The following is a 22,900-nucleotide window of genomic DNA, read 5'->3' as shown; positions in this document are numbered from 1 at the left end:
TCCGGGAATGCCGCGTTTTCGCCTCGACATCGAATATGACGGCAGTCTCTTCGCCGGCTGGCAGCGCCAGGCCAACCAGCCTTCGGTGCAGCAGGCGATCGAGCGGGCGATCGAGAAGTTCTGTGGCGAGCAGGTTTCGCTGCGCGCCGCCGGCCGCACCGATGCCGGCGTCCATGCGACCGCTCAGGTGGCGCATGTCGATCTGATCAAAGCATGGCCCGGCGACAAGGTGCGCGACGCCGTCAACGCGCATCTGCAAGCGGCCAAGGCGCGCATCGCCATCCTGAAGACCGCCGTCGTGCCGGATGGCTTCGATGCGCGTTTCTCGGCGATCGGCCGCCATTACCTCTACCGCATCGTTAACCGCCGCGCGCCGGCGGCGCTCGATAAGGGCAAGATCTGGTGGGTACCAAAGCAGCTCGATGCCGGTGCCATGCACGAGGCGGCAAAGGTGCTGCTTGGCCGGCATGATTTCACCACCTTCCGCTCGACCCAGTGCCAAGCCACCAGCCCGGTCCGCACGCTCGACCGGCTGGATGTCAGCCGGGCGGGCGATTTCATTGAGGTCCGCGCTTCGGCGCGGTCATTCCTGCACAACCAGGTGCGCTCGATGGTCGGCTCGCTCAAACGTGTCGGCGAAGGCGGCTGGACTGTTGCCGACCTCAAGGCGGCGCTTGAGGCGCGCGACCGTGCGGCCTGCGGTCAGGTGGCGCCGCCCGACGGGCTGTTTCTCGTCGGCGTCGATTATCCGACGCCGGGCTGATCCGGAACGCTGATCCCGAGCAGCGCCTGCAGGCCGAACAGGACGATCAGCGACGCCACGAACATGCCGGCAAAAACGGCGCTGCCGGTGGCCGCACCCCTGCCGATCGCAACGTTGGTCATCCGCCAGGTCAAGACCATCGACAGCGCGAACAACAGCAGCGACACCAGTCCGGAGACTTCGTTGGCCGATGTCAGGAAAAGCCGGATCAACGCCGATGGCAGCATCATCCAGGCGATGATCGCCGAGGCCCAATTGCTGGCCACGACATAATGGACGAAACGGCCGCCGACGCCGACCCGCGGCGCCACCAGGGCGAGGCCTATGAGCGGCAGCACCCAGGCGCCGATATCGACGGTGGCCAGGCGGATCAACATGCTGAAACGGCCGACGAATGCGTTGGGATCGCCGATCTCGTTGGCAATACCGACCCAGCCGACGATCAGTGCCGGCGCCGCGACGACGATGGCAAAAAAGGAGTTCCAGAAACCGTCCGCCGAAAGGTCGAGCAGGCGAAATCCGTCGGCCTTGCCGAGCATCAGCCGCCAGGCACCGGCAAGCGAAGCGTAGGTTTCATCCGCTGAAAGCATCACTAGGATATGTCCTGCGCAAACCAGTCTTCAACGAAGCGCAGATAAATCTGCGTCAGCGTCTCGAGGTCGGCAATCGCCACGCGTTCGTCGACCATGTGCATGGTCTTGCCGACCAGTCCGAATTCGACCACCGGACAATAATCCTTGATGAAGCGGGCATCGGAGGTGCCGCCGGAGGTGGAGAGCGCCGGCTTCCTGCCGGTCACCGCCTTGATCGAGCCGCCAAGCGTCTCGATCAACCTGTCGTCGCGTGTCAGGAAAACGTGGCTCGGTCCGTCGCGCCAGACGATCTCGTAGTCGACCGGCGTCTTCTTGCCGGCGCGGTATTTCTTGCGTTTCGCCGCCCGGTCGAGGCGGTTGTGGATCTCGGCCTGGATCGTCTCGGCGGTCCATGTGTCGTTGAAGCGAATATTGAAGGTAGCCGCCGCCTTCGCCGGGATGACGTTGGTGGCAGGGTTGCCAACGTCGATGGAGGTGACCTCAAGATTGGTCGGCTGGAAATCCCTTGTTCCGTTGTCGAAGACGGGGTGAAGCAAGGCGTCGACCAGCGTCACCAGGCCGCGCACCGGGTTGTCGGCTAGCTGCGGATAGGCGGCGTGGCCCTGGCGGCCGTTGACGACGACCGTGCCGGAGAGCGAGCCGCGCCGGCCGATCTTGATCATATCGCCGAGCGCGTCGGGATTGGTCGGCTCGCCGACGATCGCAGCATGCCATTTCTCACCCTTGGCAGCCGCCCATTCGAGCAGCTTCGTCGTGCCGTTGATCGCCGGCCCTTCCTCGTCGCCGGTTATCAGCAGCGAGACCGACCCCTTCGGGCCGCCCTTCTGCGCGATATGTCGCGCTACCGCCGCGACGAAACAAGCAATGCCGCCCTTCATGTCGACGGCGCCGCGGCCGAACATCTCGCCATTGGCGATCTCGGCGCCAAAGGGTGGGTGCGTCCAGGCTGTTTCATCGCCCACCGGCACCACATCGGTATGGCCGGCAAACATCAGATGCGGGCCGTTGCCGGAACGCCGCGCGTAAAGGTTCTCTATGTCAGGTGTGCCGGATTCGGAAAACACCGGGCGCTCGACGGCAAAGCCGAGCGGCTTCAACATTTCTTCCAGCGCGCTCAGCGCACCGCCTTCGGCGGGCGTCACGGAAGCGCAGCGGATGAGAGCAGCCAGATTTCTGGTCGGATCGGTAGGCAGCGTCATGGGCAAAAGCGATAGTCGAAAGCGCAAGGCCTGTCACGGCCAGACATAAGGGCCAGCCATGCCGCCGACATTATGGTTTTCATGCCGTATAAGTTGCGGCAAGGCCTCTCAACCAGGACAGGGCCATCGCATGATCACGCATGGCAGGACGATCGTAATCGCCGGTGCCGGCAGTATCGGGTGCTACGCCGGCGGCTGCCTGATACTTGCCGGGCGAAAGGTGGTTCTGCTGGCGCGGCCTCGCATCGAGAAGGCGCTGCAAAAAGGTGGATTGCGCATCACCGACCGTGATGGCCGCGACCGATCCGTCAAGCCGGAGGCATTGTCGGTCACCGCCGATCCGGCCGCGGCATTCCCCGGTGCCGATGTCATCCTGCTAACGGTCAAGAGCGGCGCGACGCAAGACATGGCCGGGCTTATTGCGGCCCATGCCCGACCGGATGCGGTGGTACTCAGTCTGCAGAACGGCGTCGACAATGCCGATAAGTTGCGAGCCCATCTCACCGCCCGGCGGGTGCTCGCGGGCATGGTGCCGTTCAACGTGGTCCAATCACCGGAGGGCGAATTGCCGCTTCGCCTGCACCGCGCCAGCGGCGGCAAGGTGATGATCGAACAGGGCGCGACAGGCCTTGACGAACTGCTCGACGTCGAGGGCTTTGCCGTCGCCACACATGGTGACATCGAAGCGGTGCTATGGGGCAAGCTGCTGCTCAACCTCAACAACGCGCTGGTGGCGCTTTCCGGCCTGCCGCTGGCGGCAGAGCTTGCCGATCGCCGCTGGCGGCTGATCCTGGCCGGCCAGATCGACGAAGCATTGGCGGCAATGATGGCGACAGGCATCGAACCCGCTCGCATCGCCGGCCTGCGTCCCGCGCTGCTGCCGAAAGTGCTTCGCCTGCCCGACTGGCTGTTCAAGTTCTTGGCGCGTCGGATGCTTGCCATCGATCCGGCCGCGCGTTCGTCGATGTGGGATGACCTTCAGCGCCGCCGGCCCTCGGAGATCGGCGAACTGCAAGGCGCGGCCTTGCGTTTGGCCGAAAAGGCCGGCACGCCGGCGCCGTTGCTGAAGCGCGTGACGGCATTGGTGCGCGCGGTCGAGCAGGAAAGAGGCGGATCGCCCTGCCTGTCGCCGGAAGCCGTTGTCGCGTCCGTCAGATCGTAGCCCGCACAGGCGCCCAGTAACGGCCCTTGCCGGTGCGCTTGGCTTCGTACAGCGCATGGTCGGAACAGGTGAGCAGGATTTCCGGATCACCGCCGTCGGCGGGTGCGAAGGCGCTGCCGACGCTCAAGCCGACATGGATGGCGGAACCGACCCCGAGGTCGAAAGGCACCGAGACCTTTTCGATGGCCCGCTTTGCCAGGTAGGTGGCCTCGATCTCCGAGGTTGCGGGCAAAAGGATGACAAATTCATCGCCGCCAATGCGGAAGACCACGTCCCCCGGACGGAAGCCCCGCTTCAATCGTTCGGCCACCTTGCGCAGCAGCACGTCGCCGACGGCGTGGCCAAAACGGTCGTTGACGTGTTTGAAACCGTCGAGATCCATGCTGAGCACTGCAAACGGCTTGCCGCCATTAGCGGCCGGCGCCGCAAGGTCGCGGCACATGTCGCGCAATTTCTCCTGCAGGAAGATGCGGTTTGGCAGGCCGGTCAGCGCGTCCTTGATGGCCAGGTCGCGATTGTCCAGTTCGGCGCGGATCATGCGGGCATTGATTGCGTGGTTCTGAAGCAGCACGATGATGACGCCGACCACATAGAACGGCGTTTGAATTCCGACGATCGGCATTCCGGGCGCCGCAGAAAACAATGCACCGACCACGTAAGGCAGGCTTACGGCCAACATGACGAATATGGCGAAGCGCGGGGTCGCCGCATTGCGTGACGACACCACGCCGACGACGCCTGCGACATTCAAGGCGGCAAGTACGGAAAGCGCCATATTCCCGCTGGCAACACAGCCATAGCAGCCGAGGCCGAAAACGACCGACCAGACGCCGCTGGCTGCCATCAGGCCCGCCAGCGGCCCTTTCGAGCCGCGCCTGCGGGCCTGCTCGCATTCCCGCATCAGCAGAACGCGGACGGTGAAAAGCATCAGGTCGGCGGCAATCCAGGCGTAGGGCCACCAATCCCCGGTGGCAAGAGCGGCGCTGACTGCAACCAACAGAACGCTGATGGTGCCGAACAGGACTGCGAATTTGCGGTCGAAGGTGGTGTCGAGAAGCCGGGCGCGGACAGCTTCCGGTTCCAATTTCATCGGCGAAGAGAACCAGGCAAAGAGGCGAGCGGCGGCGCTCCACGTTTTGCGCGGCTCCTTGGTGATCAGGGATAGGTCGCTTGCCAGTCGAGCGCTCCGTGCCGGTCGACACAGTCTTCGCCGGCATGCTGGGCCAGGGTGATTAACATTCGCTTAGAGCATCCGGCGCAAACCGGGCTTTCGGAACTCCCCGCTCCGCCGCTCTGGAGCAATTCCAGGAAAAGTGTGGAACGGTTTTCCGTCTGGGATTGCGTCAAAACAAAAAAGATAGAGCGGTTCGGCGTTTCTGCGAAACGATGAACCGCTCTAGCGGATCTGCCGCCGGGTTGCCGGTTTTAGCTTGCCGGCCCCGGTCGTCTGCGGACTGCAGGCCGGCGCGGCGGGCCCGGCTCGGGATCGGTCTTCGCCGCACGTGCCGGCTGCCCATGAGGGGTTTCGATCAGCGTGATCTTCTGCCAGATCTTTCGCGAGAGGTTCGAAGCCAGGTTCTCGATGTCATTGACGCCGTCGATGACCACGGCGTCATTCACCGATTGCGCGAACAGCGCGGCGATCTTGCCGGTGATCGACAGCATTTCGGAGCAGTAGTCGAGATAGCGGGCAAGGTCGGCGGCGTTGGTGATGCGGGCTGGCGAATGCGCAGTCGGCTTGAAACTGGCTGAAAGCGTTGCCGGATCCTTGGTCAGCTGGTGCATGTCGATGACGTGGATCAGCGACCGCAGCCCGTGGAGCTGGCGAAACACCCGCTTGCGCTTGATCCGCTCCTCGGAGCGAATCAGGGCCAGGAAGCCCAGCACCGCGAGGATGATCATGTTGAGGGAGGCTTCGATGCCTTGCACCGACTGGAAGGCATCGTGGTTTCCCGAGATGCGGCCGAGCGGCAGGATTGTGCCGACGAACAGGAACATCAGCGCTCCGACGACGAAGGCGGCGATGATGAGGCCGCGCAGCCACCAGATCGGCGCCTCCAGCGCCTTGGCTGCCTTTGCCAGATCGCGCGACAGCGACACGAGCTCGGCGGCGACGCCGCGCAAGCCTGCATCGGGAAAGCGCTCGGCGACGCGCCCTTCCAGCCGTTCGGCGGTTTCGAGGATCAGTTTCGGATCAAGCGAGCGGTAGCGCATGACGAAATGTCCGATCGGTGCTCAGGGTTCGGCCGGGGCGTTGGTGCGCTTGCCGTAGCGGTTGGGGCCGGGTTGCCCTGGAAACAGGCAAAGCACGAGGAAAGCGATGATCGAGACAACCGGCACGAACAGCACCAGCGCCGCAACGCCCGGCTTGTCGAGGTCGTGCAACCGCTTGACCGCCAGCACCACGTTCGACCAAAGCGAGGCAATGAAGGCGATGAAGAAAATGAACGACCACATGTTGCTCTCGGTGGTGCCCTCCGGCACCAGCGTGAAACGGTAGAGCGGGAAGGCCTGTATGATGGCCACCAGCAGTCCTCCAAGAAAATAGGCCGCGCGGCTGACGCGGCCCGAAGCTTTGAAGAAAAGCCACATGAGGTCGGATCTTTCAGGCAAGCGAATTCCGTCCGTGTTCGTTGAGAAAGATCAATCGCGAAGCAATTCGTTGATCGAGGTCTTGGACCGGGTCCTGGCGTCGACCCGCTTGACGATGACGGCGCAGTAGAGGCTGGGGCCGGGCTCGTTGTTTGGAAAAGGCTTGCCCGGCAGCGAGCCGGCGACGACGACGGAATTAGGCGGCACCTCGCCGTAGAAGATCTCGCCGGTGGCACGGTCGACGATCTTGGTCGACTGGCCGATGAAGACGCCCATGCCGAGCACCGAGCCTTCGCGAACGATGCAGCCTTCGACCACTTCGGAACGGGCGCCGATGAAGCAATTGTCCTCGATGATGGTTGGGCCGGCCTGCATCGGCTCCAGCACACCGCCGATGCCGACGCCGCCTGACAGATGCACATTCTTGCCGATCTGGGCACAGGAGCCGACCGAAGCCCAGGTGTCGACCATGGTGCCGCTGTCGACATAGGCGCCGACATTGACGAAGGACGGCATCAGCACGGCGCCGGGCGCGACGTAGGCGGAGCGGCGCACGATCGACGACGGCACGGCGCGGAAGCCCGCCTTCTCGAAATCGACGGCGCTCCAGCCGTCGAATTTTGAGGGCACCTTGTCCCACCATACCGCCTGACCGGGACCGCCCTCTATGATCTCCATCGGGGTGAGCCGGAAGGACAGCAGCACCGCTTTTTTCAGCCACTGGTTGACGTGCCATTTGCCGTCGGCCTGCCGCTCGGCGACGCGTGCGACGCCCCGGTCGAGCAGGTCGAGCGCCGATTGGATGGCCTCGCGCGTCTCGCCGCGGGTTGCGGTCGAAATCGTGTCGCGTTCCTCGAAGGCGTTCTCGATGATCTCCTCGAGGCTCGCGAGATCGGGCTTCGACATGAATTCGCTCCATTACCAAGCTGTTAAGGGCCGGCGCCTTAACCTGTTTGAAAGTCGCGCGGACCCTATGTGAAGGCTTGGGGAGGGTCAATCGCGGCAGCGTCACGGGACGGCGCAGGTGAATGATTGGACGGGTAAAGCAAATATGACTCCCATGGAAAAGGCGGGATGGACGCCGCTGCCGCATTCGGACGAGGATCTGGAGCGATCGAAAAGCGTGCCGGACACGCCGCAAACGCGCGCGGAGACATATCGGCTGGCCTGGAACGACCCCGATTTCATGACGCGGCGCGAGTTGCGCGCGGTCAGGCTGCAACTCGAACTGCTGAAGCCGGAGATGATCCTGGCCGAGCGCGGCATCCAATCGACCGTCATCCTGTTCGGCGGCGCGCGCATTCCCGAGCCCGGCGGCGAAGCCTGGGCGGCCAAGAACGAGACGCAGAAGAAGAACCTCGAGCAAAACAGCAAATATTACGAGGAGGCGCGCAAATTCGCCCGCCTCTGCTCACAGCAGTCGGCCACCTCGTACTATCGCGAATTCGTCGTGGTGACCGGTGGCGGGCCGGGCGTCATGGAGGCCGGCAATCGTGGCGCCGACGATGTCGGCGCGCCATCGATCGGTCTCAACATCGTGCTGCCGCACGAGCAGGCGCCAAACGCCTACGTGACGCCGGAACTCTGCTTCAACTTCCACTATTTCGCGGTCCGCAAGATGCATTTCGTCATGCGTGCCAAGGCCGTTGCGGTGTTTCCCGGCGGCTTCGGCACGATGGACGAGTTCTTCGAAACGCTGACCCTGATCCAGACCGGCCGCATGGAACGCGTGCCGGTCATCCTGTTCGGCAAGGCTTTCTGGGCAAGGGCGATCGACCTCGATTTCCTCGCCGAGCAAGGCACGATCACGCCCGGCGACCAGGATATCATCGATTTCGTCGACACTGCCGACGAGGCCTGGGGGATCGTCAGCCGCTTCTATAAACTTTGACATGCAAGCAAGGACTTGAAGCGCGCCGGCTGCCTCAAGCAGGGACTTCCACGATCGCCGTGAGAAAGCCGGCGAGGTCGTCGGTGACGAAGTCCACATCGTCCTCGTTGGCCGGGTCGCGTTCCCAGATTTCCGAGAAGGTCGGCTCGAAATTGCGCGGCACCACCAACACCGTGGTCATGCCCAGCGATTTCGGCACCGACAGGTTGCGGGCAAGATCTTCGAACATCACCGCATTTTGTCCGGTAACGGCGTGGAGTTCGGCAAATTTCTCATAGGATTGCCGCGCCGGCTTCGGGTTCAGTCCGGCTGCGACGATATCGAAAATATCATCGAAATGCTCGAGAATGCCCAACTGCCGCGCGGTGCGTTCGGCATGCCGGCGATCCCCGTTGGTGAAGATGAATTTACGGCCGGGAAGCTGGCGAATGGCGGTGCCTAGGACGGGATCTGGAACCAGCCAGGAATAATCGATGTCGTGCACTTTCTCGAGAAAATCGTCGGGGTCGATGCCGTGGCGCGTCATCAATCCGTTCAGCGTCGTGCCATATTCGCGGTAGAGCTCCTTTTGCAGCTTGCGTGCTTCCTCGCGCGGCAGCGTCAGCAATTCTCCGACGTAGGCGGTCATCTTCACATCGATCTGCGAGAACAGATTCGAATGATGCGGATAAAGCGTGTTGTCGAGATCGAACACCCAGTCGGTGACATGGGCAAAGCGGGCGGGGTCGGGAAGTGTCGTCATACGTCCTTATGGCACGAAACGATCTTTCTAACAGGAGGTTTATCCACAACCTATGCGCGCCCTGGGTGGTAAAAATGGCGCCATGATTAAAATCTTAAGCATCGCCGAAAGGTGACATTCAGCGCTTTGCTGGAACCAAGACGGACCAGTGGGAGCAAGCGATGAATCGCATATTTCTAAAGTCTGCCGCCATCGCTTTCGCCTCCGTCGCGGTCTCGCTTTTGCTGACGCTGATCGTCGTGCCGGCAATGGGGTTTCCGATCAATCGCACCATCTGGCTGACATCCACCGTGTGCCCGCTCGCGCTGGCCTGGAGCGTCGGCGCCTATACGTTCTGGCAGGGCGAAAGGTTGCAGACCGCGCATCGCGGGCTCGCCCGCGCCCATGCCCAACTCGCCGCCGCGCACAGGCGCTTGGCGGAAAAGGCGAGCCGCGACGACATGACCGGCATGCTCAACCGCGAAAGTTTCTTTGCCGCTCTCGACGGCTCCCGGCGCAAATCCGATCGCGGGGCATTGCTGATCGTCGATGCCGACCATTTCAAGACCATCAACGACAGCTACGGCCATCTGATCGGCGACGATGCGCTGCTCCTGATTGCAAACGCGATAGAGCGTGGCGTGCGCAGCGGCGACGTGCTTGGCCGCATCGGCGGCGAGGAATTCTGCGCCCTTCTGATTGGTGCCACCGAACACGAGGCCAGGCGCATCGCCGAGCGCATCCGCCGTGAAGTCGAGCGTATCCGTTTCCGGCCCGTCGACGAACGAACGGTTCCGCTGACAGTCAGTATTGGCGGCATCACCTGCGGCAGAGACGCCGCAGTGTCGGAGCTAATGCGCGCCGCCGACCAGCGGCTCTACGAGGCCAAGCATCGCGGCCGTAATCTGTCGATCATCGACCGCGATATTTCCGAAGCCGCCTGAGCTCGGCCCCTAAGCCTTCTGCTGCATTCAACCGCGCCGCTGCCAGACTGTCACAATCCGAAGATGGCGATGCGGAACAGCAGGGCGGCCGCCGCCACCGCCACCAGAGCGATGCCAAGGCCAATGGGAGAGCCCCAGCCATACCACTCCATCGCCAGCTTGGCATATTTGAACTCCTCGGCCGGTGTGAGTGGGCCGCGCGTCGGGGTCTGATTCATGTTTCACTCCTTGCAGGCTGCGACAGGCCTTGCCTTGCGCCTGATGCAGCATATTACTATAATAGCCATAATGTTAGGCAGTTTGATAGTTAGATGATCGAAATAAATTCGTCAAGCATGAATCGGGCCGACATGAAGACCGCCATCAGCCTTGCCATTATGGGCTGGCAGGACGCGACGCAGGCTTACGACGAGGCAGTGGGCGATAGGCTTGGGCTGAGTATGGCGGAACGCCATTGCCTGGCGCTGCTCTATGGCGGCCCGCGATCGGCTGGCGAGGTCGCGGCCGCAACAGGGTTGACGCCGGCCGCGGTCACCGCGCTGATCGACCGGCTGGAGGCACGCGGCCTGCTGACACGAACGCGCAGCCTTGAGGACAGGCGCAAGGTGGTCATAGAGGCGACGGAACTCACACGAGAACTATCGACGCGCTATTATGGCGCGATCGCGCAGGAGGGGGAAAAGGTGATCGCCACATTCAGCGACACTGAGCTCGCCACGATCCTGCGCTTCGTTACGGCGTCCCTCGACCTTCAGCGCGACCAGCTGGCCCGGCTGAAGGCCGAGGCGTTGGAATAACCGACAGCCTATAGGCTCGCCGGGTCGAGCGCTGGCTCGCCTTTGCGGCGCGCCACGATCGCCGCAAGATCGGCGGTCTCGAAAGCATCACGCAGGGCGTTGAACGACGGCAGCACGAAATAGGCACGCTGGAACTTGTCGATCTCGTAGCCGGTGCGCATTACGGTTTCCAGGTCGAAGGGGACATGGTGCGCCTCGCCGCCTTCGACCGCGAACTGAAGCTCCGTGAAGGATGACATCAGCCCGGCGCCGAAAGCCTTCAGCGGCTGGCCCGGCTCGCGTATCAGCCCGTATTCGACGGTGTACCAGTAAAGCCTGGTGATCATCTCGTCGCCGCCGAGCGCAATCACGTTATCGGCCTTTTTGCCATACATCTGCATGAAGTCGGCAAAGACCGGCTGCGTCAGGATCGGCACGTGACCGAAGAAATCGTGGAACATGTCGGGCTCGACAATGTAGTCGAGCTCCTTTTGGGTTCGCAGCCAGTTGGTGACCGGGAAGCGGCGGTTGGCGAGGTGGTCGAAGAACGGCTGGGCGGGGATGAGCCCCGGCACAGCGACGATCTCCCAGCCGGTGAGCTTGCGCAGCTTCTCGCTGACCGCACCGAAATCCGGGATCTTGTCGAGAAGGCCGAGCGCCGCAACGCCATCGAGATAGGAATGGTGGGCGAGCTTCCTGGTCAGCTTCGTCTGGCGGTCGCACAGCGTGCGCCACACCGCCTGTTCTTCGTCGCTATAATTGTAGCCCTGCGCCACGGTGAAATCGGCACGGCAGACCGAATAATCGCCGCGAAGGCCTCGCGCCGCGCATTCGCGGGCATAGTCGGCAACGTTCATTGTCATGGCTTGCTCTCCCTGGAAATCATGACCAGCCAATTGCCGGAAATTCTAGCCGGATCGCGCGAGGCAAATCAGCTTTGATGGTGGCTCAAACGCAGGGTTGGAGGTAAAAGGCTGCACGATCGAGCTTTGGGAGAGTGAAAATGCCTCAGTTTGACGAATTCGAGATCAAGATGCTCGACATCCTGCAGCGCGACGGGCGCAAGCCGGTCTCCGAATTGGCGCAGGAGATCGGCCTGTCGACGACACCTTGCGCGCGGCGCTTCGAGGCCCTTCAGCAGGCGGGCATCATAAAGGGCTTCGCTGCGGTGCTCAGCCGCCGCGCCGTCGGTCTGATGGTCGAGGTGTTCATCCAGGTGCGCCTCGTAACCCACAGCGACGGCTCGCCCGAAAACTTTATCGCCGCCGTGCAGCGCATGGACGAGGTGTCGTCGTGCTGGACGATGACTGGAGACTACGATTTCCTGCTGCATGTCATGGTGCCGTCGGTCGACGAACTCAATGCCTTCGTCATGCACCGGCTGATGCGGCTCGAAGGCGTGCGCGACGTACACACGCAGCTTGTGCTGCAGAACATCAAGGGGCCAGGCCATGTCCCGCTTGCACATCTCAGACGATAGGCATTTCTGCGGAAAAGCTGCACACGAACTGCTGAATCGAGCCAATCTCCAGAGCTAGATCGCCGACTACGACATGCGGACCGCCATTGCATAAGGTCCGCCATGAAAATCGTCCTGATCAATCCGCCACATACAGCTATCGGCAGCCGCGTGCCGGACGACCATCTGCCGCCGCTCGGTTTGCTGGCACTGGGCGGTCCGCTGATCGACGCGGGACATCAAGTGCGGCTTGTGGACGCCGAATTCGGGCCGATGGCGCTTGCCACGCTGGTCCGGGACGCCTTGAGCGATCATCCCCACTGCATTCTGATCGGCCATTCCGGCTCGACCTCTGCGCATCCGACAGCCCTGCTGATCGCCGGCATGGTCAAGGACATCCAGCCAGCGACAATCCTGATCTATGGCGGCGTGTTTCCGACCTATCATTGGCGCGACATACTGGCTGAAACGAATGTCTTCGACTTCATCGTGCGCGGCGAGGGCGAGGCGACCATCGTCGCGCTGGTCGAAGCGCTTGAAAACCGCAAGCCGCTGTCGGATGTGGCGGGCATCGCCTTTCCTGACGTTTTGCGCCGGCCCTTTGCAACCCGGCCAACAAGAACGATCACCAACCTGGACGACTACCGCATCGGCTGGGAACTGATCGATTTCAGTCGCTACAGCTATTGGGGAGGCAAGCGCGCGGTGGTCATGCAGTTCTCGCGAGGCTGTCCGCATCTGTGCAATTATTGCGGCCAGCGCGGCTTCTGGACGCGCTGGCGGCACCGCGACCCCGGGAAGTTCGCGCGGGAGACTGCCTGGCTGTACCGCGAGCATGGCGTCGAGCTGATCAACCTTGCCGACGAGAACCCGACGTCGTCCAAAAAAGCCTGGCGCGCCTTTCTCGATGCGATGATCGCCGAGAATATGCCGGTGCTGATCGTCGGCTCCACCCGCGCCGATGACATCGTCCGCGACGCCGACAGCCTGCATCTCTATCGCCAGGCCGGCGTCATCCGCTGGCTGCTTGGCATGGAAAATACCGACGAGCAGACGCTTGCATTGATCCGCAAGGGCGGCAGCACCTCGTCCGACCGCGAGGCGATACGGCTGCTGCGCCTCAACGGTATCTTGTCAATGGCGACCTGGGTGGCCGGTTTCGAGGACGAAAGTTTGCGCGACCTCTGGCGCGGCTTCCGCCAGCTGATCGCTTATGACCCCGACCAGATCCAGGCGCTCTATGTGACGCCGCATCGCTGGACGCCGTTCTTCAGGATTGCCAGGGACCGCAAGGTGATCCAGCTGGACGCCCGCCTGTGGGACTACAAGCACCAGGTCCTGCGGATGACCCGCCTCAAGCCGTGGATGCTGTTCTTCGCCGTCAAGCTGATCGAACTGGCGGTGCAGTCGCGGCCCAAGGCCTTGGCGCGCATCCTGTTCCACAAGGATCCGGAGCAAAGGCATTCGATGCGCTGGTACACCAGAATGGGCCGCCGCGTCTGGTTTCGCGAAGTCTGGGGCTTTCTGGTCCGCGACCGCCGCCTCAAAAATGGCCCGACGCTCGCCGAATTCTGGGGCGCGCCGCAAGACGAGGAAGAGGAATCGATGGTTGTCGAACGCCTGCCGCGTAAGTCCGTGACCGCTATTTCGCCAAACGCTTGAGCCCCTCAGACACCCGGCCTCACGGCACGATCAGCGTGCCGGCGCCGTGTTCGGTGAACAGCTCGAGCAGCACCGCATGCGGCGTCTTGCCGTTGAGGATGACGACGCCTGCGACGCCGCGCTCGATTGCCTCGATGCAGGTCTCGACTTTGGGGATCATGCCGCCCGAGACCGTGCCATCCTTGATCAGGGCCTTGGCCTCGGCCACGGTCAGCTCGTCGATCAGCTTCTTGTCCTTGTCGAGCACGCCGGGCACGTCGGTAAGGAACAGCAGGCGCGTCGCCTGGCAGGCGCCGGCGATGGCGCCGGCAAAAGTGTCGGCGTTGATGTTGTAGGTATGGCCGTCGCGGCCGGGCGCCACCGGCGCCAGCACCGGGATCATTTCGGACCGCGCCAGGAGGTCGAGCAATGTGCGGTCGACCTCGACAGGCTCACCAACGAAGCCCAGGTCGAGCACCCGTTCGATGTTGGAATCCGGATCGATCATGGTCTTTCGTGCCTTTTCGGCAAACACCATGTTGCCGTCCTTGCCGCACAGGCCGATCGCCCACTCGCCCTCGGCATTGATCAGCGCGACGATCTCCTTGTTGATCGACCCGGCCAGCACCATCTCGACAATCTCGACGGTTTTCTGGTCGGTGACGCGCAAGCCGCCCTCGAATTTGGATTCGATGCCCATCTTGGCGAGCATGGCGCCGATCTGCGGCCCGCCGCCATGCACGACGATCGGGTTGACGCCGGATTGTTTCAAAAGTGCGATGTCGCGGGCGAAAGCCTTGCCGAGCGCGATGTCGCCCATCGCGTGGCCGCCATATTTCACCACGACCGTCTTGTTCTCGTAGCGCTGCATGTAGGGCAGCGCCCTTGAAAGCAGCGCGGCCTGCATTTCGGCGGTGGCGGCGACATCCGTCATCGGCGTGGTTCCCAGCTTGGCATGAACGGCGGCGTCTTAGCGGGAATTAGACGACGGGGCAAACGGCTTTGCTGTCACGATCGATCAAATCACCGCCTATGCCGGCCGCTGCAGCGGCGCCCGTCGGCCCAGCCAGCCCGAGATCCTTTCCATCTGCGCGGCGAACGACAAAAGCGTTTCCTCGTCGCCGGGGCGGCCGGCGGCCTGGACGCCGAGCGGCAGGCCGGCATCGGTGACGTAAACCGGAAGCGTGATCGACGGTTGCCCGCTGACGTTCTGGATCGCCGGCCAGTGGGTGAACCACAGGCTCTTGTCCATCAGCTGGCCGAATAGCGGCTTGAACTTCAGCAGGCCGGCGAGGCGCAGTCTGTCCAGGACATTCTCGATGAATTCGTCGGCGCCTTTCGGGTCCATGGTGCCGCAGGCGAGCGGCGGGTGCGCGATGACAGGCATCAGCACTGCATCATAGTGCGCGGTTTCGGTGATAAGCCGGCGCGAGGTTGCGTGCAGCCGCTGCAGGCCGGCATAGATTTCGCCGGCCGAGAGGATTTCACCGAACCGGCTCATCACGCGCGTGGCGCGTTCGATGTCGCCTGAGATGGAGCGGCCGACGCGCAAGGCCTCGCCACGCATCGTGCCGGCCACCGCCGCGGCGACGGTTCTGGCGAAATCGGCGATGAAATCACGATCGATATAGGGCAGGTCGATCTCCTCGACGCCGTGCCCGCCTTCGCGCGCCAGCGCAATCGCCGCATCCAGAGCTTTCAACGTCTCTTCGGATATCGGCAAGCCGAGCGGCGATTTTCGATAGAAGGCGAGCTTGAGCTTGCCCGGATCGCGCCCGGCGGCCGCAGTGAAACTGCCGTTCGGCGAGGGTGCCGCGTAGGGCGACAGCGGGTCGGGCCCGTGGGTCAGGTCGAGCAGCAGGGCCGTATCGCGCACGGAGCGGGCCAACGCATGGTCGACGACGAAGCCGTACCAGCTTTCGGTGACGAGCGGCGTCAAGGGTACGCGGCCGCGCGAGGTTTTCAGCCCGACCAGCCCGGTGCAAGCGGCAGGCACCCTGATCGAGCCGCCGCCATCCGAGGCATGCGCCACCGGCACGACGCCGGCCGCGACCAGCGCAGCCGCACCGCCCGAGGAACCGCCGGTCGTATGCGCGGTGTTCCATGGATTGCGGGTGACGCCGTAAGCCACCGACTCGGTCACCAGCCTCAGCCCGTGTTCGGGTGCGGTGCTGGTGGCGATCGGGATCAGGCCGGCGGCCAGATAGCGTTCCGTCATCACCGAACTGAAATCGGGGGTGAAAGCTGGGATGCGGCTGCCGCCATGCGTCGGCACGCCTTTCATGGCGATGCCGAGGTCCTTCAGCGCAAAGGGCACTCCGGCAAGCGGCAGCTTGTGGTCGACGGTTTTCGCTCGCGCCCGCGCCGCCTCAAAAAGCGGTTCGGCGATGGCGTTGATCTCGGGCAGGGTGGCCTCGGCCCGGGCGATCGCCGCATCGACGAGATCTTGCGGTGTGATCTCTCCCTTGTGCACGAGTGCGGCCTGGCCGGTTGCGTCATGCTCCCACAGAACCCGCTCGATCGACATGGTCGCCCTCCCGCTCATTGCAAGCTAGCGGGCGGCGATTTCATTGGCAATCGACGCTGGCGCTGCCGGTGCGCAAGACCATTTCAGTCGTTGCAAATGCATTGCAATCGCCTAATTTGGCGGCGGATGACGCCGCAGGACATCAGCAACCTGATTGTCCGGACTTCGATGAAGGACCGGGCTGCGTTCGATCTGCTCTACCGGCAGACCAGCGCGAAACTTTTCGGCGTCTGCCTTCGTGTATTGAAGGATCGGGGAGATGCTGAAGAAGCGCTTCAAGAGGTCTTCGTCAAGATATGGACGAAGGCGGACCGTTTCGCCGTTTCGGATCTGAGCCCGATCTCCTGGCTGGTGGCCATTGCGCGCAATCATGCGATCGATCGGATCAGGGCGCGGCGAGAGCCTGCCGCCTATATCGATGCCGCGCTCGACGTGGCCGATCCGGCGCCGGGGCCGGAGGCCATGGCCGTGGCGGGCGGTGAGTCCGAACGCATCTACCATTGTCTCGAGGAATTGGAGAAGGACCGGGCGGCGGCCGTCCGGGGCGCCTATCTGGATGGCAAAAGCTATGCCGAACTGGCGGAGCGCTATGGCGTACCGCTGAACACGATGCGGACCTGGCTGCGGCGCGGCCTGTTGAAACTGAGAGAATGCCTGGAAAGATGACGCTGGCTGACGACAATGGACCGGAACGTGGGGGCGACGACCTGTTCGCCGCCGAATACGTTCTTGGCGTTCTGGCCGCCGATGAACGCGAGATCGCGTCGCGCCGCATCGATGCGGACGCCGCCTTCGCGCGCCTTGTCGATGCCTGGGAGGCGCATCTTTCGCCGATGGCCGCCGCCTATCCGGAGACAGAGCCTCCGATCAGGGTCAAGGAAGCATTGGACCGCCGGCTTTTCGCTGCAGAGCCGCGCGCCGGCCTGTGGTCGAGCCTTGGCTTCTGGCGCGGTCTTGCCGCCGCCGCCATTGCGGCGCTGGCGATCTACATCGCCGTGCCTTACCTCCGCCCGTCCACCGAACCGCCGCAGGCGCGGCTTGTCGCCTCGCTGGCGGCCGAAGGCAGCGACGTCAAATATCTCGTCGTCTACGATGCCGCCCGTCACGAGGTCGGTCTTTCTCACGTTTCCGGCGAGCGGGCCGCCGGCAAGGACTTCGAACTGTGGATGATAGAAGGCAAGAAGGCGCCGGTGTCGATGGGCGTCATCCCGGCCGGTGCGACCGCGCATTTGGCCATCCCGCCCGCCGTCCAGGAGAAATTGGCGCAAGGCGCCGTGCTTGCGGTCAGCGTTGAGCCTGCCGGCGGTTCACCGACCGGCGCGCCGACTGGACCGGTGGTCGCAGCGGGCGATCTGAAGAGCATCTGACCACTTCTCATCTCTGGAAGCAGACCTGAAATCTATCTCCCGCGATGTAGACGCCTGCAAAGCTTGTTGGCGGCTGTCGATCCGAGCCCGGCAAATTGCAGCGGCAAATATTTTTTTGCGGAGAGGGCGAAACTCCAGCATTTCTATCGCGTATCTCCTTGCGTTCCCAAATGAGGGGAACGATAACCAGAGGAGATTGAAATCATGCGTAAATTCGCCACCCTTTTGCTTGCCGGCACGGTCGCCATTTCCGCGCTCGCCACCATTGCCTATGCTCAAAATCCGATGGTCGGCGGCGCCGCCATGTATGCCCAGAAAAACATCGTCGAAAATGCTGTCAACTCGAAGGACCACACGACGCTGGTCGCTGCCGTCAAGGCAGGCGGCCTGGTCGATACACTGCAAAGCGCTGGCCCCTTCACTGTGTTCGCGCCGACCAACGAGGCCTTTGCGGCACTTCCAGCCGGCACGGTGGAGACGCTGCTCAGGCCTGAAAACAAGGACAAGCTCGTCAAGATCCTGACTTGCCATGTCATCGGCGCCAAAGCGATGGCCGCCGACGTCGCCAAGATGGTCAAGAACGACGGCGGCACCCACAAGGTGAAGACGGTCGGTGGTTGCGAACTGTCGCTCAAGGCCGACGGCGGCAAGGTCACCGTGACCGACGAGAACGGCAACGTCGCCAATGTGACGATCGCCGATGTCGAGCAGTCCAACGGCGTCATCCACGTCGTCGACAAGGTTCTCCTGCCGAAGATGTAACAAACGCACGCTGCCGGCGAAGATATCGCTAAGGGCCTCCCTGCGCACGCTCCGCGCCGTTCACGCAAGATGTGGATAGGCGCGGAGTCCCGCTTTGAGGACAGCGATCGTCACCGGCTTTTGATTTCCGTGTGGCGGTCGAATTTGGCACAAGCGATGACAGGAGGAATGGCCATGAACCGTCGCGAGCTTCTTTTGAGTGGTGCGGCAGCCATTGGCGTTGTCGCAGGCGCCACCGCGCTGCGCATGGGCGGAGCCCAGGATGCACGCGCGGCTGAGACTTTCGAGGTTACCAAGACCGAAGCCGAGTGGCGCGCCATCCTGTCCGACGCGGCCTTCAATGTGCTGCGCAAGGAGGGCACGGAATACCCGGGCACCAGTCCGCTGCTCAACGAGCACCGCAAAGGCATCTTCGCTTGCGCCGGCTGCGGCCTGCCGGTCTATTCGTCAGAGACCAAGTTCGATTCCGGCACAGGCTGGCCGAGCTTCTGGCAGGAAATCCCGAATTCCGTCGGCAAGACCGTGGACAGGTCTTTGGGCATGACCCGCACGGAGGTCCATTGTCGCCGCTGCGGCGGCCATCTCGGCCACGTATTCGACGACGGTCCGCCGCCGACCGGGTTGCGACACTGCATCAATGGCGTTGCCTTGACCTTCAAGCCGGCGACGGCGTGAGGACGGCTGCGACCCTGACTTTGTCGGAGCGCGAGAGGACTTCGTAATGGTTGATTTTGCGCATGACCCCGAAAATCGCTTTTCGGGGTCATGCGCGAGGGCGCCAGGCGGGGGATCCAGCGCGCCTCAATGGCCTCCGCCACCGCCGCCTTGAGCGGCTGGCTTGCGGATCACCAGGGTGAAGAGCCCAAGCGTCGCGAACAAAACCGTCAGCATGAAGAATACGTCCATGAACGACAGCAGCGACGCCTGCTGCTGGACCATGCCTGACAGTTTGGAGATGGCCGCCTTGGAGGCGTCGAGCCCGGCGGTCTGCTCGAAGTTGAGCGTCATGTTCTGCAGCTTCTGCTGCGCAGCGGCACTTCCCCATTGCACGTGCTCGGAGAGCCTGGCGTAGTGGAAGGCATTGCGGTCGATCAGCACGGTGTTGATGATTGCCAGGCCGACGGCGCCGCCGAGATTGCGGGTCAGGTTGAACAGGCCAGACGCATTCTTCAGCCGCTCCGGCGGCAAGGTTCCGAGCGCAATGTTGTTGATTGGCACCATGCAAAGCATCATCGAGCAGCCGCGCAGGATCTGCGGGATCAGCAGTTCATAGAAATCCCAGTCGGCGGTGAGATGCGTCATCCACCAGGTCCCCGTGGCGAAGCCGAAGAAGCCGATCATCATCATGATGCGCGGGTCCATCTTGTTCGACAGGATGCCGGAGATCGGCGCAGTGAAGAACATGGCCAGGCCGCTGACGAACAGCGCCTCGCCGATCATCATCGAATCGTAGCCGCGGATCCGCCCCAGGAACACCGGATAAAGATAGGTCAGACCGTAGAGGCCGATGCCGACGACGAAGGAGAACAACGAGCCGAAGGCAAAATTGATATTGCTGAAAGCCCTCAGGTCGACAATCGGCTCCTCGGCGGTGAACACGCGCCAGAAGAACAGCACCGCGCCGAAAGTCATGATGACGGCGCAGATGAACACCGCCTGATCCTGCAGCCAGTCGTTGTTGGGACCTTCCTCCAGCACATATTCCATGCAGCCCAGGAAGGCGGCCATGCCGGCAAGCCCCCACCAGTCGAACTTGCTGAACAGCTTGAGATTGGGTTTGTCGAAGTCGATCAGCGACCAGGCGGCCGTCGTCACCAGAATGCCGGGCACGACGTTGACCAGGAACAGCCAGTGCCAGGACATGGCATGGCTGATATAGCCGCCGACGGTCGGGCCGATGGTTGGCGCCAGCGTCGCCACCAGACCGATCATCGGCGAGACGATGGCGCGACGCGACGGCGGGAAGATGGTGAAGGCGGCTGCAAAGACGCTCGGGATCATGCCGCCGCCGATGAAGCCCTGCACGGCGCGGTAGACGATCATCTGGTCGATATTGGTTGCGGTCGCCGCCAGCGCGCTGGCCGCGGTGAAACCTGCCGCCGAGATAGTGAACAGCACCCGCGTCGACAGCATCCGGCTGAGGAAGCCCGACAGCGGGATCATCACCACCTCGGCAATCAGATACGCCGTCTGCACCCACGGAATCTCGTCCGAACTGGCGCTCAGGCCCGCCTGGATCTCGGCCAGCGAGGCCGAGACGATCTGGATGTCCAGGATGGCCATGAACATGCCGAACACCATTGCCAGGAAGGCGATGACGCGGCGCGTCGAGATGTGGTCGACCGGCACCGGCATGGCTGGCGCCGGCGCCGATCCTGCAGTTAGGGTTGCGGTCGCCATGACCCTTGCTCCCGGTTCCGCTTTACTTCGATGCCGAAGGCGCGGTGCGGCTGTCGACGGCGACGACGACGCTCAGGCCGGCGCGCAGCTTGCCCGTCTTCAACACATCCGCGGGCACGTCAATGCGAACCGGAACGCGCTGCACCACCTTGGTGAAATTGCCTGTGGCGTTTTCCGGCGGCAGCAGCGAGAACACTGCTCCCGAAGCCGGGGCCAGCGACGACACGGTACCCTCGATGTCCTGACCGTCGATCGCGTCGACCGACACTCTGACCTTTTCACCAGGCACCAGCCGGGCAAGCTGGGTCTCCTTGAAGTTGGCGACGATGTAGAGCTTGTCCATTGGCACGATGACGGCGAGCTTCTGTCCGGGGCTGATCAGGTCGCCCTGCTCGACCGAGCGGTTGCCGACCACGCCGTCATAGGGTGCGCGCAGCACGGTGAAGGACAGATCCCGCACCGCCTTGTCGTGGGCAAGCTGCAGCGAGCCCAGCGTGCTTGCCGATTCCGCCCGCTGCGCCTGGAGCACGCCGATATTCGCCTGAGCCGCCGCGATCTGCGCGTCGGCGCCGGCTAGTGCGGCATTGGCTTGCTCGACCGCCGTCTGGGCATCGTCCAACTGGGCCTGGGTACCGACGCGGGTCTTGAGCAACTGGGCGGCACGAACCTGAGCTCGCTTCGCATTATCGGCCGCGGCCTGGTCGGCGGTCTTCTGCGCCTGCGCCTGCTTGAGCGAGGCGCGCGCCGCCTCGGTCTGGGCATCGATGCGGTCGAGCGTCTTGCTCAACGTGGCGATCTGCGCCTCGGCCTGAGCAACGGCTATCTTGTAGTCACCGTCATCGACGATCAGCAGCGGGTCGCCGGCCTTCACCTGCTGGTTCTCGGTCACTTTGACCTGATCGACATAACCCGAGATTTTTGGCGAGATGAACGCGGTGTCGGCCTGGACATAGGCATCGTCAGTCGTGATCATGAAGCGCCCGTCGGTCCAGTAATCATAGCCATACCAGGCGCCGGCGCCCAGCAGGGCCAGGCCGATGATGGGCAACAACATCGAGCGCGTCGAGCGCTTCTTCTTGGCGGGAGCCAGCGGGGTGACGTCGGCGGGCTTGAGAGGGGTTTCCGGCGCTTCGATCGCAGGCTGGACCTTGGCACTGGGGAAGGGGCGGACTTCGGCACTGGTGGGCGCGTTCGAGGACATGATATCTCTCTAAATTAACTGGCGCTGAATTTTGTCAGACTGAACCGTTCGGTTCGATCTCGGCGTTGACTTAGCGCTTAAAGAGGACCATATCAAGAGCAATCGAACCGGATGGTTCGAATTATTTTACGAGGTGTGACATTATGGCCGAAGCCCCCAAGGCCGCTCCTTTGCCTGATTCAGGCCCATTGCCCAGCGCTGGCAAGGACCAGTGCGATCTGCTGGACAGCCTGCCGCGCGGCCGCCCGGCCGCGGGTCAAGACCCGGTCAAGCGCAGCCAGATCATCGACGGTGCGCGCCGTGTCTTCATCGAAAAGGGCTTCGAAGCCGCGTCGATGAACGACATTACGCGCGAGGCCGGCGTGTCCAAGGGCACCATCTATGTCTACTTCGCCAACAAGGAAGAGCTCTTCGAAGCGCTGATCGAGGAAGAGCGCGGCACGATTTTCAAGAACATGTATGAGGTGCTCGACCAGATCGGCGACCTTCGCCAGACGTTGGTGAAGTTCGGCATCGTGCTGTCCATGAAGATCACTTCGGCGCGGGTCATCCTGGCGCAGCGGACGGTGATCGGCGCGTCGGAACGCATCCCGGAGCTTGGTGCCCGGTTCTACGAACGCGGCCCGAAGCGTGGCCATGACAGGGTCGTCGTTTTCCTCAACATGGCTATCGAACGCGGCCTGCTGAAGATCGACGACGTCGAGCTTGCCGCCTATCAGTTCACCGAACTGTGTCTGGCCGGTCTTTTCCGCCAGTGCATTTTCGCCTATCGCACCAAGGCGCCAAGTGTGGCCGAGATCGAACACATCGTCAGGTCGGGCGTCGATGTGTTCCTGAAGGCCTACGGCACCGAACAGCTTGCAGAGCAGGAACGGGCCTCCAGCCCCGCCTGACAGGCTGCC

General features: G+C 63.0%; 25 protein-coding genes. 12 read left to right on the top strand and 13 right to left on the bottom strand.

The annotated features are described in order from the left end of the window. Positions 1-7 precede the first annotated feature (7 nt). Entirely contained in the window at positions 8-763 is a 756-nt protein-coding gene (gene truA, locus NKH93_RS10500) for a tRNA pseudouridine(38-40) synthase TruA (RefSeq protein ID WP_352970174.1), read from the top strand. Here the strand turns inward: truA and NKH93_RS10495 are convergent. Continuing rightward, entirely contained in the window at positions 745-1,353 is a 609-nt protein-coding gene (locus NKH93_RS10495) for a transporter (protein WP_352455970.1), read from the bottom strand. The two genes, truA and NKH93_RS10495, sit on opposite strands and share 19 nt — an antisense overlap. A gap of 2 nt (positions 1,354-1,355) precedes the next feature. Continuing rightward, the gene (dapE, locus tag NKH93_RS10490) at positions 1,356-2,555 is read right to left on the bottom strand and encodes a succinyl-diaminopimelate desuccinylase (RefSeq protein WP_352472355.1); all 1,200 of its coding nucleotides are present in this window, start codon (positions 2,553-2,555) and stop codon (positions 1,356-1,358) included. A gap of 130 nt (positions 2,556-2,685) precedes the next feature. Between dapE and NKH93_RS10485 the strand changes: the two genes are divergently transcribed. Continuing rightward, positions 2,686-3,717, top strand: a complete 1,032-nt coding sequence (locus NKH93_RS10485; protein ID WP_352539948.1) for a 2-dehydropantoate 2-reductase — start codon at positions 2,686-2,688, stop codon at positions 3,715-3,717. Here the strand turns inward: NKH93_RS10485 and NKH93_RS10480 are convergent. The 4 genes from NKH93_RS10480 to dapD form a co-directional block, all read right to left on the bottom strand. After that, positions 3,707-4,807 carry a diguanylate cyclase domain-containing protein gene (locus NKH93_RS10480; protein ID WP_352539949.1) on the bottom strand — a complete coding sequence of 367 codons (1,101 nt, stop codon included), beginning with the start codon at positions 4,805-4,807 and terminating at the stop codon, positions 3,707-3,709. The genes NKH93_RS10485 and NKH93_RS10480 overlap by 11 nt on opposite strands. A 335-nt stretch (positions 4,808-5,142) precedes the next feature. Then, positions 5,143-5,931 (bottom strand): hypothetical protein, encoded by a 789-nt coding sequence (locus NKH93_RS10475; RefSeq protein ID WP_352455973.1) that lies wholly within the window; start codon positions 5,929-5,931, stop codon positions 5,143-5,145. 21 nt (positions 5,932-5,952) lie between these two features. Then, a complete protein-coding gene (locus NKH93_RS10470) occupies positions 5,953-6,330 on the bottom strand; it encodes a DUF805 domain-containing protein (protein WP_352970169.1) in 378 nt (125 codons plus the stop codon). 30 nt (positions 6,331-6,360) lie between these two features. Further along, positions 6,361-7,215 (bottom strand): 2,3,4,5-tetrahydropyridine-2,6-dicarboxylate N-succinyltransferase, encoded by an 855-nt coding sequence (gene dapD, locus NKH93_RS10465; protein WP_352455975.1) that lies wholly within the window; start codon positions 7,213-7,215, stop codon positions 6,361-6,363. A gap of 145 nt (positions 7,216-7,360) precedes the next feature. On the opposite strand from dapD, the gene NKH93_RS10460 reads away from it, so the two are divergent. Beyond that, complete coding sequence (locus tag NKH93_RS10460) at positions 7,361-8,200, top strand: LOG family protein (RefSeq protein WP_023718198.1); 840 nt, start codon at positions 7,361-7,363, stop codon at positions 8,198-8,200. A 34-nt stretch (positions 8,201-8,234) separates the two neighbouring features. On the opposite strand, the gene NKH93_RS10455 is transcribed toward NKH93_RS10460, so the two are convergent. Further along, complete coding sequence (locus NKH93_RS10455; protein WP_023677476.1) at positions 8,235-8,942, bottom strand: pyrimidine 5'-nucleotidase; 708 nt, start codon at positions 8,940-8,942, stop codon at positions 8,235-8,237. 161 nt (positions 8,943-9,103) lie between these two features. Here NKH93_RS10455 and NKH93_RS10450 point away from each other — a divergent pair, with 161 nt between their 5' ends. Then, positions 9,104-9,865: a GGDEF domain-containing protein gene (locus NKH93_RS10450; protein WP_352970167.1), complete on the top strand. Its 762-nt coding sequence runs from the start codon at positions 9,104-9,106 to the stop codon at positions 9,863-9,865. Positions 9,866-9,915: 50 nt separating this feature from the next. Here the strand turns inward: NKH93_RS10450 and NKH93_RS10445 are convergent, their stop codons facing one another. Next, positions 9,916-10,083, bottom strand: a complete 168-nt coding sequence (locus NKH93_RS10445) for a hypothetical protein (protein WP_352970165.1) — start codon at positions 10,081-10,083, stop codon at positions 9,916-9,918. 93 nt (positions 10,084-10,176) lie between these two features. Between NKH93_RS10445 and NKH93_RS10440 the strand changes: the two genes are divergently transcribed. Continuing rightward, positions 10,177-10,662, top strand: coding sequence for a MarR family winged helix-turn-helix transcriptional regulator (locus tag NKH93_RS10440; protein ID WP_352455980.1), 486 nt, complete (start codon positions 10,177-10,179; stop codon positions 10,660-10,662). An 8-nt stretch (positions 10,663-10,670) separates the two neighbouring features. Here NKH93_RS10440 and phhA read toward each other — a convergent pair whose 3' ends face one another. Next, positions 10,671-11,504, bottom strand: coding sequence for a phenylalanine 4-monooxygenase (gene phhA, locus NKH93_RS10435; protein ID WP_352455981.1), 834 nt, complete (start codon positions 11,502-11,504; stop codon positions 10,671-10,673). 140 nt (positions 11,505-11,644) lie between these two features. On the opposite strand from phhA, the gene NKH93_RS10430 reads away from it, so the two are divergent. Beyond that, positions 11,645-12,121: an Lrp/AsnC family transcriptional regulator gene (locus tag NKH93_RS10430; protein WP_352455982.1), complete on the top strand. Its 477-nt coding sequence runs from the start codon at positions 11,645-11,647 to the stop codon at positions 12,119-12,121. Positions 12,122-12,223: 102 nt separating this feature from the next. Then, positions 12,224-13,762, top strand: a complete 1,539-nt coding sequence (gene bchE / locus NKH93_RS10425; protein ID WP_352970163.1) for a magnesium-protoporphyrin IX monomethyl ester anaerobic oxidative cyclase — start codon at positions 12,224-12,226, stop codon at positions 13,760-13,762. A gap of 19 nt (positions 13,763-13,781) precedes the next feature. Here bchE and argB read toward each other — a convergent pair whose 3' ends face one another. Both argB and NKH93_RS10415 read right to left on the bottom strand, forming a co-directional pair. Then, positions 13,782-14,675, bottom strand: a complete 894-nt coding sequence (argB, locus tag NKH93_RS10420; protein WP_352472350.1) for an acetylglutamate kinase — start codon at positions 14,673-14,675, stop codon at positions 13,782-13,784. A gap of 96 nt (positions 14,676-14,771) precedes the next feature. After that, complete coding sequence (locus NKH93_RS10415; RefSeq protein ID WP_352472349.1) at positions 14,772-16,268, bottom strand: amidase; 1,497 nt, start codon at positions 16,266-16,268, stop codon at positions 14,772-14,774. Positions 16,269-16,394: 126 nt separating this feature from the next. On the opposite strand from NKH93_RS10415, the gene NKH93_RS10410 reads away from it, so the two are divergent. The 4 genes from NKH93_RS10410 (at position 16,395) to msrB (ending at position 19,072) form a co-directional block, all read left to right on the top strand. After that, complete coding sequence (locus NKH93_RS10410) at positions 16,395-16,934, top strand: sigma-70 family RNA polymerase sigma factor (RefSeq protein WP_352970160.1); 540 nt, start codon at positions 16,395-16,397, stop codon at positions 16,932-16,934. After that, complete coding sequence (locus tag NKH93_RS10405) at positions 16,931-17,635, top strand: anti-sigma factor (protein WP_352769632.1); 705 nt, start codon at positions 16,931-16,933, stop codon at positions 17,633-17,635. Before NKH93_RS10410 ends, NKH93_RS10405 begins: the two co-directional genes overlap by 4 nt. Before the next feature lie 204 nt (positions 17,636-17,839). Then, positions 17,840-18,397, top strand: coding sequence for a fasciclin domain-containing protein (locus NKH93_RS10400; protein WP_023677486.1), 558 nt, complete (start codon positions 17,840-17,842; stop codon positions 18,395-18,397). A gap of 174 nt (positions 18,398-18,571) precedes the next feature. Continuing rightward, positions 18,572-19,072, top strand: coding sequence for a peptide-methionine (R)-S-oxide reductase MsrB (gene msrB / locus NKH93_RS10395; RefSeq protein WP_023677487.1), 501 nt, complete (start codon positions 18,572-18,574; stop codon positions 19,070-19,072). A 126-nt stretch (positions 19,073-19,198) separates the two neighbouring features. Here msrB and NKH93_RS10390 read toward each other — a convergent pair whose 3' ends face one another. Continuing rightward, complete coding sequence (locus NKH93_RS10390) at positions 19,199-20,752, bottom strand: DHA2 family efflux MFS transporter permease subunit (protein WP_352970337.1); 1,554 nt, start codon at positions 20,750-20,752, stop codon at positions 19,199-19,201. 67 nt (positions 20,753-20,819) lie between these two features. Then, positions 20,820-21,998: an HlyD family secretion protein gene (locus NKH93_RS10385; RefSeq protein WP_352819580.1), complete on the bottom strand. Its 1,179-nt coding sequence runs from the start codon at positions 21,996-21,998 to the stop codon at positions 20,820-20,822. Positions 21,999-22,141: 143 nt separating this feature from the next. Here NKH93_RS10385 and NKH93_RS10380 point away from each other — a divergent pair, with 143 nt between their 5' ends. Beyond that, complete coding sequence (locus NKH93_RS10380) at positions 22,142-22,891, top strand: TetR/AcrR family transcriptional regulator (protein ID WP_352539958.1); 750 nt, start codon at positions 22,142-22,144, stop codon at positions 22,889-22,891. Positions 22,892-22,900: the final 9 nt, after the last annotated feature.

Origin of the sequence: Mesorhizobium sp. M0954 (assembly GCF_040319155.1) — a bacterium.
GTDB lineage: Bacteria > Pseudomonadota > Alphaproteobacteria > Rhizobiales > Rhizobiaceae > Mesorhizobium.
The sequence above is the reverse complement of the archived record's forward strand: the minus strand, read 5'-3'. Positions and strand labels throughout refer to the sequence as shown.